Source organism: Halobacterium wangiae, assembly GCF_021249345.1.
Taxonomy (GTDB): domain Archaea; phylum Halobacteriota; class Halobacteria; order Halobacteriales; family Halobacteriaceae; genus Halobacterium; species Halobacterium wangiae.
In genome coordinates this window covers 1,343,938-1,358,054 of record NZ_CP089588.1, presented here as the reverse complement: position 1 = coordinate 1,358,054, position 14,117 = coordinate 1,343,938, and the positions used below count along the sequence as shown (strand labels likewise).

Genomic DNA, 14,117 nt, shown 5'->3' with positions numbered 1-14,117 from the left:
GCGGGTACTATGGGTAAGAAGTCGAAGGCCACGAAGAAGCGCCTGGCGAAGCTCGAGCGGCAGAACAGCCGCGTGCCGGCGTGGGTCATGATGAAGACGAACCGCGAGGTCCAGCGAAACCCCAAGCGCCGCAACTGGCGGCGTAACGACACCGACGAATAATGAGCGCGAACGACTTCGAGGAGCGCATCGTCACCGTACCGCTCCGCGACGTGACGAAGGTGCCCAAGCACGAGCAGGCAGGGCAGGCGATGACCATCGTGCGCGAACACCTCGCGAAGCACTTCGCCGTCGACACCGAGGACGTCCGCCTCGACCCCTCCATCAACGAAGTGGTGTGGGAGCGCGGCCAGAAACACCCGCCGCGGAAGCTCCGCGTCCACGCGGCCCGCTTCGTCGAAGACGGCGAGACGGTCGTCGAAGCCGAGCACGAAGAGTAAAGTTTGCTTCGCGCTGCTTTCATCGGGTCCCCGTACGTCGGTGTCTTCGCCCGTGCCACCGACGACTGCGTCCTCGTCCGCCCGGACCTCGACGACGAACTGACCGCCGACGTCGCCGAGGAGCTCGGCGTCCCCGCCGTCGAGACGACCATCGGCGGGTCGACGACCGTCGGCTCGCTCGTCGCCGGCAACGGCAACGGACTGCTCGTCAGTAGCCGCGTCCGGCAGCGCGAACTCGACCGCGTGGACGACCAGGTTGGCGTCCCGGTCGGCGAACTCCCCGGCCGCGTGAACGCCGCCGGGAACGTCGTCGTCGCCAACGACAACGGCGCCTACGTCCACTCCGAGCTCTCCCGGGACGCCGTGGAGGCCGTCGAGGACGCCCTCGACGTGCCCGTGACCCGCGGGCGCCTCGCGGGCGTCAACACCGTCGGCACCGCCGCCGTCGCGACGAACGACGGCGTGCTCTGCCACCCGAAGTCCACGGACGAGGAGCTCGACGCCATCGAGGACGCGCTCGGCGTCCACGCGGACATCGGCACCATCAACTACGGCGCGCCGCTCGTCGGCTCCGGTCTGGTCGCCAACGAGAACGGCTACGTCGTCGGCCAGGACACCACCGGCCCGGAGCTCGGTCGCATCGACGACGCGCTCGGCTACATCGACTGAAGGCGGTTTCTCGCGGACACTCTGGGACGTACACAGCGACGGCGCCGGACGTACCGCTTCGGCGGTGTCACCGGGGAACTGCTGGTAGCCGAACCGTTTTCCAGCGCAGTCCCCGAGGCGGGACATGGACCTCTCTGTCGTCGACCTCTCGCCAGTCCCCGACGACGGCACCGCGGCCGACGCCTACGAGAACACCGTCGAGGCCGCACAACAGGCCGAACGACTCGGGTACGAGCGGTTCTGGGTGGCCGAACACCACGGGATGGCCGACCGCATCGCGGGGACGACGCCCGAGGTGCTGCTCGGTCACCTCGCCGCCGAGACCGACGCGATACGCCTGGGGTCGGGGGCGGTGCTGCTCAACCACTACAGCCCGTTCAAGGTCGCCGAACAGTTCGGCGCCCTGGACGCGCTCGCACCCGGCCGCGTCGACGCCGGTCTAGGGCGAGCGAACGGGTCGCCGGCGGCCGACAGCGCGCTCGGGACCGAGCGCCACGTCCAGAACCCGGACGAGGACCACGCGGAGAAGGTCGAGGCCGTCGTCAACCACCTCTACGACGACTACCCTGACGAACACGCCTACAGCGACCTCACAATCCCGCGCTCCGGCGAAGCGACGCCCGCCCCGTGGGTGCTCGGGTCGAGTCCCGCCAGCGCGGCTATCGCGGCCGAACTCGGCCTGCCGTTCTGTTTCGCGGCGTTCATCCGGCCGCAGTTCGCCGAGCACTCCGTCGAGACGTACCGCGAGCAGTTCCAGCCGTCGCGGCTGGCCGGCGGCGTCGACGACCCCGAGGCGATGGTCGCGGTGAACGCCGTCTGTGCGGAGACCGACGAGGAAGCGGCGCGACAGCGAGCCGTGGCCGAGGCGTCCTACAGGCGGATGAAGCGGGGCGAGGTCGGCACCACGCCCTCGGTCGAGGAGGCTGTCGACGAACTCGGCGGCGTCCCCGAGCCGACGCCGGCGACGCTGGACGCCGACGAGTGGCCGCGAGCGATCTCCGGGAGTCCGGACACGCTCGACGGTCTACTGGCGCAGCTCGCCGACCGCGTCGGCGTCGAGGAAGTGATGATCCAGCACGTCGTCGCCGACCACGAGGACGCGCTGCGCTCCCACGAACTGCTCGCCAGCGGCGTCGGCATCACGCCCCGCTGACGGGGAGTGCGGTGGTGACCACGGGAGCCGGCGGAAATCGGCGATTCGCCAGATCGGAGGCGACACGACGCCCCCTGCAGTGTTTGGATGAGAAGATACTTCCCGCTCGCTCCCGGATTTTCCCCCATGAGTCTTGGAGGCGGCGGTCAACAGCAACTGCAGCAATTGTCCCAGGAAATTCAGGCCCTCGAAGAGGAGAAAGAGGAGCTGAAAGGCGACATCGAGGCGCTCCAGGCCGAGAAGGCCGAGATCGAGGAGGCCAAGGAGGCCCTCGACGTCCTCGAGACGGGGTCGACGGTGCAGGTCCCCCTCGGCGGCGACGCGTACGTGCGCGCCGAGATCGAGGACATCGACGAGGTCGTCGTCAGCCTCGGCGGCGGCTACGCCGCGGAGCAGACCAGCGACGACGCCGTCGATGTCCTCGAGGAGAAGAAGGGCGCCGTCGACGAGCGCATCGAGGACGTCCGCGAGGAGATCTCGACGGTCGAGGAGGAGCAGTCCTCGCTCGAACAGCAGGCTCAGCAGGCCCAGCAGCAGATGATGCAGCAGCAGATGCAGGCCCAGGAGCAGCAGCAGAACGGCGAATAAGGGCATGTTCGACGGTCTGAAGGACAAGCTCTCGGACTTCCGGGAGGACGCCGAGGAGGTCGCCGAGGAGAGCGCCGAGGAACTCGACGACGAAGCCGCGGCGCCGGAAGAAACCGAGACGGAGGAAGCGGAGGACGGAGTCGCCGAGGAGACGGCTGAGACCGAGGAGCCAGCCGAACCCGAGGCGTCCACGGACGCGGCGTCCGACGATGAAGCGGCGGCGGACGCCGAGGCCGGTGACGATGGCGACGCCGGTGAGAGTGACGACGCAGACGAAGCCGCCGACGATTCCGGCAACGGCGGCTTCCTGAGTTCGGCCACCTCGTTCGCGAAGGGGCGCGTCAGGATCCACGAGGACGACCTCGAGGAACCGCTCCGGAACCTGGAGTTCGCGCTGCTGGAGAGCGACGTGGAGATGAGCGTCGCCGACGAGATCGTCGAGACCATCCACGAGGACCTCGTCGGCGAGGAGCGGAAGTTCACGGAGAGCACGGACGAACTCGTCGAGGAGGCGCTCCGGGACGCCCTGCTGTCGGTCATCGACGTGGGGCACTTCGACTTCGACGAGGCCATCGCGGCCGCCGAGAAGCCCGTCACCGTCGTCTTCACGGGCGTCAACGGCGTCGGGAAGACGACCTCCATCGCGAAACTCGGGAAGTACCTCGAGGACCGCGGCTACTCGACCGTGCTGGCCAACGGCGACACGTACCGTGCCGGCGCGAACGAGCAGATCCAGGAGCACGCGGACAACCTCGGGCTGAAACTCATCAGCCACGAGCAGGGCGGCGACCCGACGGCGGTCATCTACGACGCCGTGGAGTACGCCGAGGCTAACGACGTCGACGTCGTGCTCGGGGACACGGCGGGCCGCCTGCACACCTCCAACGACCTGATGAGTCAGCTGGAGAAACTCGGGCGCGTCGTCGACCCCGACCTCACGCTGTTCGTCGACGAGGCGGTGGCGGGCCAGGACGCGGTGAACCGCGCCCGCGAGTTCAACTCCGCGGCCGAGGTCGACGGCACGATTCTGACGATGGCGGACGCCGACAGCCAGGGTGGCGCGGCCATCTCCGTCGCGCAAGTCACTGGCAAACCCATTCTCTTCCTGGGCACCGGACAGGGGTACGACGACCTCCAGAAGTTCGACCCCGAGGCGATGGTCGAGGACCTGCTGGCCGACTGACGGTCAGCCCAGGGCGTCCGGTTCCGGCGCTTCCGCGTCTACCAGCACCAGGTCGCGAGCGGTGCCGTTGCGGTCGTACGCGCGGACGTTCTCCGTCTCCCACGGTGGGACTGCGACGAGTAGCTGTGCGTGGAGGTCGTCCGTGATGGAGACCTCGGGGTTGCCGTCGGGGTGGGACGCGAACCGGCCGGCGGTCTGGCCGGTCGGGGTCGCGAGGTCCACGCCGAAGACGTTGGTGAGCGCGTCGCCGGCGTCCGGGAAGTAGAAGTCCGAGAGCACCGGGGTCTCCGGGTCGACACCGGTGAGCGCGCCGTCCGTGGGGCGGAGGTCGGCCGCCGGCGTCGCTGCCAGTCGCACCGACAGCGAGTTCGGGTCGGCGTCCGCCGCGAGTTCACAGAGCACGTCGACGAGCGCTCGCGTGGCGTGGACGGGTGACACGAGCGGGCCTATGGGCGCGAGCGGGTTGAACGTGCCGCTACGGGCCAGTGTGCGCCGACCGTCCGTGCCACGAACCGGGCGACTCGAATCGAGTTCAGGAAACAGCCTTTAGGCGCGGCGTGCAACCCCGGGACATGCCGAATCGCGACCCCGACGCGCCCCGGGAGTCCTCCCGACTGGTCGGCGAGCGAGTGCCGCGCCGCGAGGACGCCGCGCTCGTCACCGGGAACGCGGCGTACACCGACGACCTGGACGCGCCCGGGCAAGCCCACCTCGCGCTCGTGCGGAGCCAGCGCGGCCACGCAGACGTCGAGGACGTCGACGCGAGCGGAGCCCTCGAACACGACGACGTGCTCGCGGTGTACACGTGGGCGGATATCGCGGCGTCGGACGCGCCGGGTCGCCTCCCGGTGGCCGGGTCTGCCCTCGACTGCGACCCGTCCGGACAGCCGGTGCTGGCAGACGGCCGCGTGCGCTACGACGGCCAGCCGGTCGCCGCCGTGGTGGCCGAGAGCCGGGCCGCCGCCAGCACCGCCGCCCGCGACGTCGCCGTGAGCTACGACGCACTCGACGTCGTGGTGGACCCCGGGGCAGCCACCGACCCGGACGCGCCAGCCCTGTTCGAGGACGCGACGGACAACGTCGCGGTCCGGGGAGCGGTCGGTGACGAGGCGGCGACCGAGGCGGCGTTCGCGGCCGCCGACCGCGTGGTCGAACTGGACCTGGAGAACAACCGCGTGCTGCCGACGGCGATGGAACCCCGGGCGGCGCTCGCCCGTCGGGACGACGCCGACGGACGGCTCACGGTGACCCTGGCCTGCCAGAACCCCCACGGGCAGCGCGGCAACCTCGCGCACATCCTCGGCCTCGCGGAGCGCGACCTGCGCGTCGTCTCGCCGGACGTCGGCGGCGGGTTCGGCCACAAGGGCCGGACGTATCCGGGAGAGTCAGTGGCGGCGTGGGCGACGATGCAGCTCGACCGGCCCGTGAAGTGGACGGCGACGCGCAGCGGCAACTGCCGCGCCGGGACCCACGGCCGCGACCACCGAACGCACGCCGAAATCGCCGTGGACGACGACGGCACCATCCGCGGCATCCGGGCGGACACCACGGCGAACGCCGGCGCGTACGCCGTCGACGTCGGGCCGGCCATCGCGGCCCACTACGGGCAACTGCTCCCGAACGTCTACGACGTGCCCGCGGTCCACTGCGAGACGACGGTCGTGTTCACGAACACCGCGCCCGTGCACGCCTACCGCGGCGCGGGCCGCCCCGAGGCCATCTACGTCACCGAGCGCCTGGTCGACGCGGCGGCGCGCGAACTCGGCGTCGACCCCGTGGAGCTCCGGCGGCGGAACCTGATCTCGCCAGACGACTTCCCGCACGAGACGGCGACCGGCGTCACACTCGACTCCGGAGACTACGAGCGGGCGCTCGACGAGGCGCTCGGCCCCATCGACGACATACTCGACGCCCGGGAGCGGGAAGACGGCCGCTACGTCGGCGTCGGGGTCGCCTGCCACGTGGAAGACGCGGGCAGTGGCTTCGAGAGCGGAGTGGTCCGTGTCCACCCGGACGGGAGCGTGCAGGTGGCCGCGGGAACGCACTCTCACGGCCAGGGCCACGCGACGACGTACGCTCAGATCGTCGCGGACGAACTCGGGGTCGCCTACGAGGACGTCGCCGTTCACGAGGGCGACACCGACCAGGTGCCACAGGGCACGGGGACGTTCGGGAGTCGCAGCACCGTCGTCGGCGGGAACGCCGTCGCCGAGAGCGCCCGCGAGGTCGCAGAGAAGGTACGGAACGCCGCGGCGAGCGAACTCGAAGCCCCAGTCGAGGACGTGGTCGTGGACGACGGCGAGTGGCACGTGCGCGGCGCGCCGGAGCGGTCGGTGTCGCTCGCGGACGTCGCCAGCGCCGCCTACGGGTCCGGCGACCCCGACCCGGGCCTGGAGGCGACGACGTTCTACGAACTCGCGGACTCGACGTACCCGTTCGGCGCGCACGCCGCCGTGGTCGCCGTCGACGCGGAGACCGGCGAGGTCGAGATCGAACGCTACGTGGCTCACGACGACTGCGGCGTGCAGGTGAACCCGACGCTCGTCGAGGGCCAGATACACGGCGGCGTCGCACAGGGAATTGGGCAGGCGCGCTCCGAACACGCCGTCTACGGCGAGAACGGCTCGCTCCACACGGCCGGCCTCCAGGAGTACGGCGTCCCGACGGCCGGCGACCTGCCGGACGTCGAGACACGGACGACAGAGACGCCGAGCCCCCGGAACGAACTCGGCGTGAAGGGCATCGGCGAGGGCGGCACCATCGCCGCCCCGCCGGCCGTCGTGAACGCCGTCGTGGACGCCCTCGAACCGTTTGGCGTCAGTCACCTCGACATGCCAGTGACCGACGAGACCGTGTGGCGGGCGATACACGGCGACGAGGACTGACGGGGCGACCCATGGAACAAGGCTCTTAGGGGGTCGCCGTCTACTTCCGGGCAACAATGGTACTCGACGACCTCGGGAGTTCCCTACGGGGCACCCTCGACACGCTCCGCGGGAAGTCCCGGATCTCCGAGGAGGACGTCGACAACGTGGTCAAGGAGATCCAGCGCTCGCTGCTCCAGGCCGACGTCGACGTGAGCCTCGTCATGGACCTCTCGGACAGCATCAAGGAGCGCGCCCTCGACGAGGAGCCGCCCAGCGGCACGTCCGCCCGCGACCACGTCCTCCGCATCGTCTACGAGGAACTCGTCGACCTCGTCGGTGACTCGACGAACATCCCCCTGGAGGACCAGACCATCCTCCTGGCGGGCCTGCAGGGCTCCGGGAAGACGACCACCGCGGCGAAGATGGCGTGGTGGTTCTCGAAGAAGGGGCTGCGCCCCGCGGTCATCCAGACGGACACGTTCCGGCCGGGCGCCTACGACCAGGCCAAGGAGATGACCGAGCGCGCGGAGGTGGAGTTCTACGGCGACCCCGACGGCGAGGACCCCGTCCAGATCGCCCGGGACGGCCTCGAGGCCACGACGGACGCCGACGTCCACATCGTGGACACGGCGGGTCGTCACGCGCTGGAGGACGACCTCATTAGCGAGATCGAGGAGATAGAACGGACCGTCGACCCCGACCGCAGTCTGCTCGTCCTCGACGCCGCCATCGGCCAGGGCGCGAAAGACCAGGCCAAGCAGTTCGACGAGTCCATCGGCATCGACGGCGTCGCCATCACGAAACTCGACGGGACGGCGAAGGGTGGCGGGGCGCTCACCGCGGTCAACGAGACGGGGTCGACCATCGCGTTCCTGGGGACCGGCGAGACGGTCCAGGACGTCGAGCGCTTCGAGCCGGACAGCTTCATCTCCCGGCTGCTCGGGATGGGGGACCTCAAGCAGCTCACCGAGCGCGTCGAGCGCGCGATGCAGGAGACCCAGGAGGGCGAGGACGACTGGGACCCCGAGGACATGATGAAGGGGGAGTTCACGCTCCACGACATGCGCAAGCAGATGCAGGCGATGGACAACATGGGCCCCCTCGACCAGGTGATGGACATGATCCCGGGGATGGGTGGCGGGCTGATGGACGAACTGCCGGACAACGCGATGGACGTCACCCAGGACCGGATGCGGAACTTCGAGGTCATCATGGACTCGATGACCGAGGCGGAGATGGCGAACCCGCGCTCCGTGGGCGCCTCGCAGGTCAAACGCATCGCGAAGGGGTCCGGGCAGTCCGAGGAGACGGTGAAGGAGCTGCTCGACCAGCACAAGATGATGGCCCGCACAATGAAGCAGTTCCAGGGGATGGGCGACGGCGACATGCAGCGGATGATGAAGAAGATGCAGGGCGGCGGCGGCGGTGGCGGCTTCGGCGGCATGTTCTGACCCGCCGGCCAGTAGTGTTTTGCCCCCGGTCGCGAAATCTCGTGTGAATGCGCCACAGGGGACCGACCGGGCGGGCGGGGCGCCGCGTGACTGGCGTGGTTCGGCGAGCGACGCGCGTCGACGCCAGCACCGTCTCGCACGACTACCCGGTCGACGTCGACGCGAACCACGCGCTCGCGCTCGCCGTGGAACTCGACGACGGCGAGACGGTCCGCGTGTACGAGGCGTGGCCGACCGGGGGACACGCCTCGAGTCGACTCGCGCGACTCCTCGACGCCGTCGGTCACGGCACCGCCGGTCCACAGTCGCTCACCGGGGAGCGCGTCGTGCTCACTGGTGAGGGTGGTGACTACGCGGTGGACGTGGACGAGACGCGTGCGCTCCGCGAGGACGCCGAACCGGCCCGGGAGGACACCCACTCGCTGACCGAGGTGGTCGTCGCGGCCGGCGTCCTCGCGGGGCTGGCCGGGTTCGTCGCGTTCCGCACCGGCGCGACCGTCCCGGCGCTCGCGCTCGGTCTGACGACCGCGGTCGTGCTCGCGCTCTCGCTGGGCTACGACGCCTGGCAGACCCACGACGCGACCTGGTCGCCGCGAGCGCTCCCGTGGGCGGTGGGTGGACTCGTGCCGGTGGTGAACGTCGCCGTCGCCGTCGCCTACCTCGTCCGGAAGGCGGCCGTCGTCGACGACCCCGAGAGCGCCACCCACGTCTGGCGCGACGTCCTCGTCGGCGTCGTCGCCGCGTTCGCCGCGGGACTCGTGCTCGCCGCCTTCGACCCCACGTTCGAACTCGGTCTAGCGGTGTTCGTCCACGCGTGGGTGCTGGCGCCCCTCGCCGTCTTCCTCGACGGCCGGACGGGCCGGCACGGCGACTCTCGCCCGAACCTGGCGGCGTGGATCGCTGGCGCCGTGGTCGTCGGCGGTGCCGGCGCGCTCGTCTACCTCCTCCGCACGGAACCCGAGTGAGTGCGGGCGCCGTCGGGTTTTTTCCCCGCACGGTGCGTCCGGTCGGCCATGAGCGTGCGCGCGGTCGCCGTCGACGCCTACCGGGAGGCCGCCCCGGCGCTGGCCGCGAGCGTGGTCGGCGGCCTGTTCGCGGGGGTCGTCCTCGGCGGGATGCGCGTCCAGCTCCGCGTGGTGGAGGGGCTACTCGTGCTCGTTCCCGCGCTGCTGGCGACCCGCGGGAACGTCTACGGCGCGTTCGGCGCGCGCCTCGCCACCGGCCTCCACCAGGGTGTCGTCGAACCGAACGTCGCCGCCGGCGACGAACGCCTGCGAGCGGCGGCCGCGGCGGCGATGTCGAACGGCCTGATCGCGAGTGTCTTCGCCGCGCTCGTCGCCTTCCTCACGCTCGTCCTGCTCGGCCGGCCGGTCGCCGGCGTCTGGACGCTCGTCGGTGTGGCGTTCGTCGCCGGGTTGCTCTCCGGCGTCGCGCTCACTGTCGCCGTCGTTGCCGTCGTCTTCGTCGGGTTCCGGCGCGGCCACAACCCCGACACGCTCGTCGGCCCGCTCGTGACGACGACCGGCGACGTGTTCGGCCTCGCGTTCCTCGTGGTCGCGGTCAGGGTCGTCGTGGGAGGTGGCTGAGTGCGCCGAGAGTGGAGCGTCGCGGCCATCACGCGGGCCACGCTGCCCGTGTTGCTCGCGCTGACGGTCGTCGAGGTCGGCAGCGGGCTCGTGCTCGGCTCCTTCGAGGCGACGCTGCTCGCCAACCCCTCGCTGCTGGTGCTCGTCCCGGTCACCATCGGCACCGCGGGCAACCTCGGGAGCATCCTCGCCTCGCGGCTCTCGACGGCGTTCCACCTCGGGACGCTCTCGTTCGACCCGACCGACGACCAGTTGGCGGGCAACGCCGTCGCCACCGTCGCGCTCGCGCTCACGCTGTTCCCCGTCGTCGGCGTCGGCGCGTGGGCGCTCGCCACCCTGACGCAGGGCGCCGACCTCGGGGTCGGCACAGTGGTCGTCGTCGCCTCCCTCTCGGGGGCCGCGCTCGCGGTCCTCGCCGTCGTCGTCACCGTCGCCGCGACGTACGCCGCCTACCGCTTCGAACTCGACCCCGACGACGTGGTGATCCCCGTCGTCACGAACGTCTGCGACGTGCTCGGCGTGCTCGTCCTGTTCGGGGTCGTCGAACTGCTCGTGTGATTGAAGTGTGGAGGTGGCGACACCCACTGTATGGCAGACGATGGCACACCCGACCAGCCCGGCCCGAGCCGGCAGGTCGACGTCTACATGCAGGGGATGGCGGGGATCACGCCCGACCTCCCCGTCGGCTTCGAGGAACTGGAGGCACGCGCGCTGGAGACGCTCGACGAGGACGCCTACGGCTACGTCGCGGGCGCGGCGGGCGCCGAGCGCACCAAGCGCGCCAACGACGCCGCCTTCGAGGCGTATCGCCTCGTCCCCCGAATGCTCCGAGACGTCGGCGAACGCGACCTCTCGGTCGAACTGTTCGGGGACAGCTACGACGCGCCCGTCCTGCTCGCGCCCATCGGCGTGCAGTCCATCCTCCACGAGGACGGCGAGCGGGGGACGGCGAGAGCAGCCAAGGAACTGGGCCTCCCGCTGGTCGTGAGTTCAGCCTCCGACACGACCCTCGAGGAACTCGCCGAGGAACTGGGCGACGCGCCGAAGTGGTTCCAGCTGTACTGGAGCGCCGACCAGGACGTCGCGGACTCCTTCGTCTCCCGGGCCGAGGAGGCGGGCTACGACGCGCTCGTCGTCACGCTCGACACGCCCCTGCTCTCCTGGCGCGAGCGCGACGTCGACGGCGCCTACCTCCCGTTCCTCGACGGCGAGGGCATCGCGAACTACCTCGATGACCCCGCGTTCCGCGACCGGCTCTCGACCCCGCCCGAGGAGAACGAACTCGTCGCCATCAAGGAGTTCGTCGACGTGTTCGGCAACCCCAGCCTGACGTGGGACGACCTCGCCGGCCTCTGCGAGCAGACTGACCTCCCGGTCGTCCCGAAGGGCGTCCTCCACCCCGACGACGCCCGGGCGGCGGTGGACGCCGGCGCGGACTCCGTCGTCGTCTCCAACCACGGCGGCCGGCAGGTCGACAACGCCGTGCCAGCCCTCGAGATGCTCCCCGAGGTCGTCGCGGCAGTCGGCGACGAGGTGCCCGTGCTGTTCGACTCCGGGATCCGGCGCGGGGCGGACGTGCTCGTCGCGCTGGCACTCGGCGCGGACGCCGTCCTGTTCGGGCGCCCCTACGCCTACGGTCTCGCGCTGGAGGGCGCGGACGGCGTCGAGGAGGTCTGTGCGAACCTGCTCGCGGACCTCGACCTGACGCTCGGGCTCTGTGGCCTCGACGACGTCGCGGCCGTCGACCGGTCGCTGCTCCGCGAGCGGAACTGAGAGAAGAACTGCCTACGTGCCGTCGACCGGTTCGCCCTCCTCGGTCTCGGGCGCGAAGTAGTCGACGAACGACTCGACGTCGGGTTCGTGGACGGTCACCTCGACGTGGATGTCGCCGAGTTCGTCCGGATTTCCGACGGCGAAGTTCACCGTCCCGTTGAACGCCGCCTGCTTCTTCAGGTCGAAGCTGAACCCCTCGCTGGTCACGTTCGCGTAGAACTGCTGGCGCGCTGTGTCGAGGATCTGCTGTTCGAAGAGGCGGTCGCGGAACGCCTCGACCGAGTGGCCCTCGGCGACCACGCGACTGCTCTCTTGTTCGACGTCCGCCGTCGGGAAGAGGTTCGTCACTGCGTCGGCGACGCGGTCGGTGACCTCCGTCGGGTTGACCGGCGCGGTCACGCGGACGTCCACGCTGTAGACGACGTCGCTCACGCCGTCTCACCCACGAGCAGGTCGGCGACCGTCTCGTGGAACGCCGCCAGGGAGTCCGTGTTCTCGATCTCGACGTCCGCTCGCTCGATGGCCTCGTCCATCCCGAACCCGCGCTCGCGCTCCTCGCGGGCGGCGAGGCTCTCGCCGTCGGTGTCACCCGGACGGCCCCGGTTCTCGATGCGACCTCTGCGCACCTCGTAGGGGGCCGAGACGTGGACGAGCGTGAACTCCTCGCCGAACGCCTCCCGGAAGCGCTCGACCTCCACGGCCGACCGGATGCCGTCGACGAGCACGACGTCGCTGTCTTCGAGGTACTCCTCGAGGACGGGGAGCGAGCGCTCGGCGATGGCTGCCGGCCCGTTCTCCTCGCGGAGCGCCTGCGCGATGCGGCCGTGGTGCTGGGCGGGGTCCAGCCCCCGGTCCCGGCACTCCTGCCGGATGACGTCGCCCATGACGAGGACCGGCACGCCGAGTTCCTCGGCGACGGTGGCAGCCTCGCTCTTGCCGCTGCCCGGCATCCCCACGGTCCCGATGACTCTCATTGTCCGAGGGCAGTAGCGCCCGCTACCTGTGTGCTTCGATGTAGTCGCTCGCGACCTGCCGGCCGTGCGAATCCCGGGACGAGCGAACGTAACAACCACCCAACTTATTTCTCCGTCAGCGAACCCTTTTGGGCGAGTCGCACACAGCGTCGAGCATGGACGTGCCGCAGCAAGGAGCCCGCTCCGGTGAGCTGCGACGATGCTGAGCCGGGAGCGGTTGCCGCCGCGGATCATCCTGAAGTACTACCTCTACCAGGCGACTGCGACGTTCGGCTTCTTCTGGCCCGTGTTCACTATCTTCCTGCTCGACCGCGGGCTGAACTACACGCAGATCGGACTGCTCGGCAGCATCTCGGCGGCGTTCGTCGTCGTCGGTGAGGTGCCGACCGGCTACGCCGGCGACCGCATCGGCCGGCGGAACAGCCTCCTCGTCGGGTCGGTGCTGCTCGCGCTCTCCGTGCTCGGCTTCCTCGTCGCGGAGACGTTCCTCGCGTTCGCCGTCCTCTGGGTGCTGTGGGCGCTCGGCCTCGCGTTCCGCTCGGGCAGCGGCGACGCGTGGCTGTACGAGACGCTCGAGGAACGACTCGACGAGGGCGAGTTCACGCGCGTTCGCGGGCGCGGCGGCTCGGTCAACCAGTGGCTGAGCGCCGCGACGATGCTCGCCGCCGGCGCGCTGTACAGCTACGACCCCCGGCTGCCGTTCCTCGCGGGCGGCCTGCTGCTGGCCAGTTCTATCCCGGTCCTCCTCTCGATGCCCGAGACGAACCACCAGCAGGACGGCGAGACGTTCACGGTCCTCGACGCGCCCCCCGTGCTCAGGGAGCAGCTGACGAACCCACCGCTGCGCTCGACCGTGCTCTACCTCGCGCTGTTCTTCGGGATCGTCAACGCCGCCGACGAGTTCATCCAGCCCATCGCCACCGGTCCTGCTGGTCTCTCGGAGACCGCGCTCGGTCCGCTGTACGCCGGCTTCACCGTCCTCGCCGCCGTCACGAGCTACTTCGCGGGCGACGTCGAGGAACTGCTCTCGACGCAGTGGGCGCTGGTCCTCGTCCCCGGCCTCGTCGGCGCGTTCTTCGTCGTCCCCCTGCTGCTCCCCGTCGCCGCCCTCCCCGTCTTCTTCCTGATGAAGTCCGCGCGCACGGCGGTAGCGCCCATCGCCAGCGGCTACGTCAACGACCACGCCGGTGCGGCCGGCCGCGCGACCGTCCTGAGCGCCGCGTCGATGGTGTACGCGCTCGCCCGCCTCCCGCTGAAGCCGCTCGCCGGCGCCGTCGCGGACGCCACCACGCCGCTGGTCGCCATCGCCGGCCTCGGCGGCTGCTTCCTCGTCGCCGGGAGTCTCGTCTTCGCCTGGGAGCGCCCCGGGAGCGACGCGGCCGTCGGCGACGGCCAGCCGGCCGACTGACCCCGGAGCGACGTATCCAGTCGGT

The 14,117-nt window shown here is 70.5% G+C and carries 16 protein-coding genes; 13 read left to right on the top strand and 3 right to left on the bottom strand.

The window, feature by feature from the left end:
* The first annotated feature begins 9 nt into the window (after positions 1–9).
* The 6 genes from LT965_RS07420 (at position 10) to ftsY (ending at position 4,033) form a co-directional block, all read left to right on the top strand.
* Entirely contained in the window at positions 10–162 is a 153-nt protein-coding gene (locus tag LT965_RS07420; RefSeq protein ID WP_232703384.1) for a 50S ribosomal protein L39e, read from the top strand.
* Positions 162–440: a 50S ribosomal protein L31e gene (locus tag LT965_RS07415; RefSeq protein WP_232703383.1), complete on the top strand. Its 279-nt coding sequence runs from the start codon at positions 162–164 to the stop codon at positions 438–440. Before LT965_RS07420 ends, LT965_RS07415 begins: the two co-directional genes overlap by 1 nt.
* Positions 441–443: 3 nt before the next feature.
* Positions 444–1,109, top strand: a complete 666-nt coding sequence (locus LT965_RS07410) for a translation initiation factor IF-6 (protein ID WP_232703382.1) — start codon at positions 444–446, stop codon at positions 1,107–1,109.
* A gap of 124 nt (positions 1,110–1,233) precedes the next feature.
* The gene (locus LT965_RS07405) at positions 1,234–2,262 is read left to right on the top strand and encodes an LLM class flavin-dependent oxidoreductase (RefSeq protein ID WP_232703381.1); all 1,029 of its coding nucleotides are present in this window, start codon (positions 1,234–1,236) and stop codon (positions 2,260–2,262) included.
* A gap of 126 nt (positions 2,263–2,388) precedes the next feature.
* Positions 2,389–2,850, top strand: a complete 462-nt coding sequence (pfdA, locus tag LT965_RS07400; protein ID WP_232703380.1) for a prefoldin subunit alpha — start codon at positions 2,389–2,391, stop codon at positions 2,848–2,850.
* 4 nt (positions 2,851–2,854) lie between these two features.
* Positions 2,855–4,033 carry a signal recognition particle-docking protein FtsY gene (gene ftsY, locus LT965_RS07395; RefSeq protein WP_232703379.1) on the top strand — a complete coding sequence of 393 codons (1,179 nt, stop codon included), beginning with the start codon at positions 2,855–2,857 and terminating at the stop codon, positions 4,031–4,033.
* 3 nt (positions 4,034–4,036) lie between these two features.
* On the opposite strand, the gene LT965_RS07390 is transcribed toward ftsY, so the two are convergent.
* Positions 4,037–4,471, bottom strand: a complete 435-nt coding sequence (locus LT965_RS07390; RefSeq protein ID WP_232703378.1) for a JAB/MPN domain protein-containing protein — start codon at positions 4,469–4,471, stop codon at positions 4,037–4,039.
* A 134-nt stretch (positions 4,472–4,605) separates the two neighbouring features.
* Here LT965_RS07390 and LT965_RS07385 point away from each other — a divergent pair, with 134 nt between their 5' ends.
* Genes LT965_RS07385 through LT965_RS07360 form a run of 6 tightly spaced genes read left to right on the top strand, consistent with a single transcriptional unit; the run spans position 4,606 to position 11,710 of the window.
* Positions 4,606–6,918, top strand: a complete 2,313-nt coding sequence (locus LT965_RS07385; protein ID WP_232703377.1) for a xanthine dehydrogenase family protein molybdopterin-binding subunit — start codon at positions 4,606–4,608, stop codon at positions 6,916–6,918.
* Positions 6,919–6,974: 56 nt separating this feature from the next.
* Positions 6,975–8,351 (top strand): signal recognition particle protein Srp54, encoded by a 1,377-nt coding sequence (locus LT965_RS07380; RefSeq protein ID WP_232703376.1) that lies wholly within the window; start codon positions 6,975–6,977, stop codon positions 8,349–8,351.
* A gap of 47 nt (positions 8,352–8,398) precedes the next feature.
* Positions 8,399–9,316 (top strand): hypothetical protein, encoded by a 918-nt coding sequence (locus LT965_RS07375; RefSeq protein WP_232703375.1) that lies wholly within the window; start codon positions 8,399–8,401, stop codon positions 9,314–9,316.
* Positions 9,317–9,364: 48 nt separating this feature from the next.
* Positions 9,365–9,937 (top strand): magnesium transporter, encoded by a 573-nt coding sequence (locus LT965_RS07370; protein ID WP_232703374.1) that lies wholly within the window; start codon positions 9,365–9,367, stop codon positions 9,935–9,937.
* Positions 9,938–10,495, top strand: coding sequence for a magnesium transporter (locus LT965_RS07365; protein WP_232703373.1), 558 nt, complete (start codon positions 9,938–9,940; stop codon positions 10,493–10,495). It begins immediately after the preceding gene.
* Between the two features lie 30 nt (positions 10,496–10,525).
* On the top strand, positions 10,526–11,710 hold the full coding sequence (locus tag LT965_RS07360; RefSeq protein ID WP_232703372.1) for a lactate 2-monooxygenase: 1,185 nt from the start codon (positions 10,526–10,528) through the stop codon (positions 11,708–11,710).
* A gap of 12 nt (positions 11,711–11,722) precedes the next feature.
* Here the strand turns inward: LT965_RS07360 and LT965_RS07355 are convergent, their stop codons facing one another.
* Positions 11,723–12,142 carry an RNA-binding domain-containing protein gene (locus LT965_RS07355; RefSeq protein ID WP_232703371.1) on the bottom strand — a complete coding sequence of 140 codons (420 nt, stop codon included), beginning with the start codon at positions 12,140–12,142 and terminating at the stop codon, positions 11,723–11,725.
* Positions 12,139–12,684, bottom strand: a complete 546-nt coding sequence (locus LT965_RS07350; RefSeq protein ID WP_232703370.1) for an AAA family ATPase — start codon at positions 12,682–12,684, stop codon at positions 12,139–12,141. Before LT965_RS07350 ends, LT965_RS07355 begins: the two co-directional genes overlap by 4 nt.
* 199 nt (positions 12,685–12,883) lie before the next feature.
* Here LT965_RS07350 and LT965_RS07345 point away from each other — a divergent pair, with 199 nt between their 5' ends.
* Positions 12,884–14,092 carry an MFS transporter gene (locus LT965_RS07345; protein WP_232703369.1) on the top strand — a complete coding sequence of 403 codons (1,209 nt, stop codon included), beginning with the start codon at positions 12,884–12,886 and terminating at the stop codon, positions 14,090–14,092.
* Positions 14,093–14,117 lie beyond the last annotated feature (25 nt).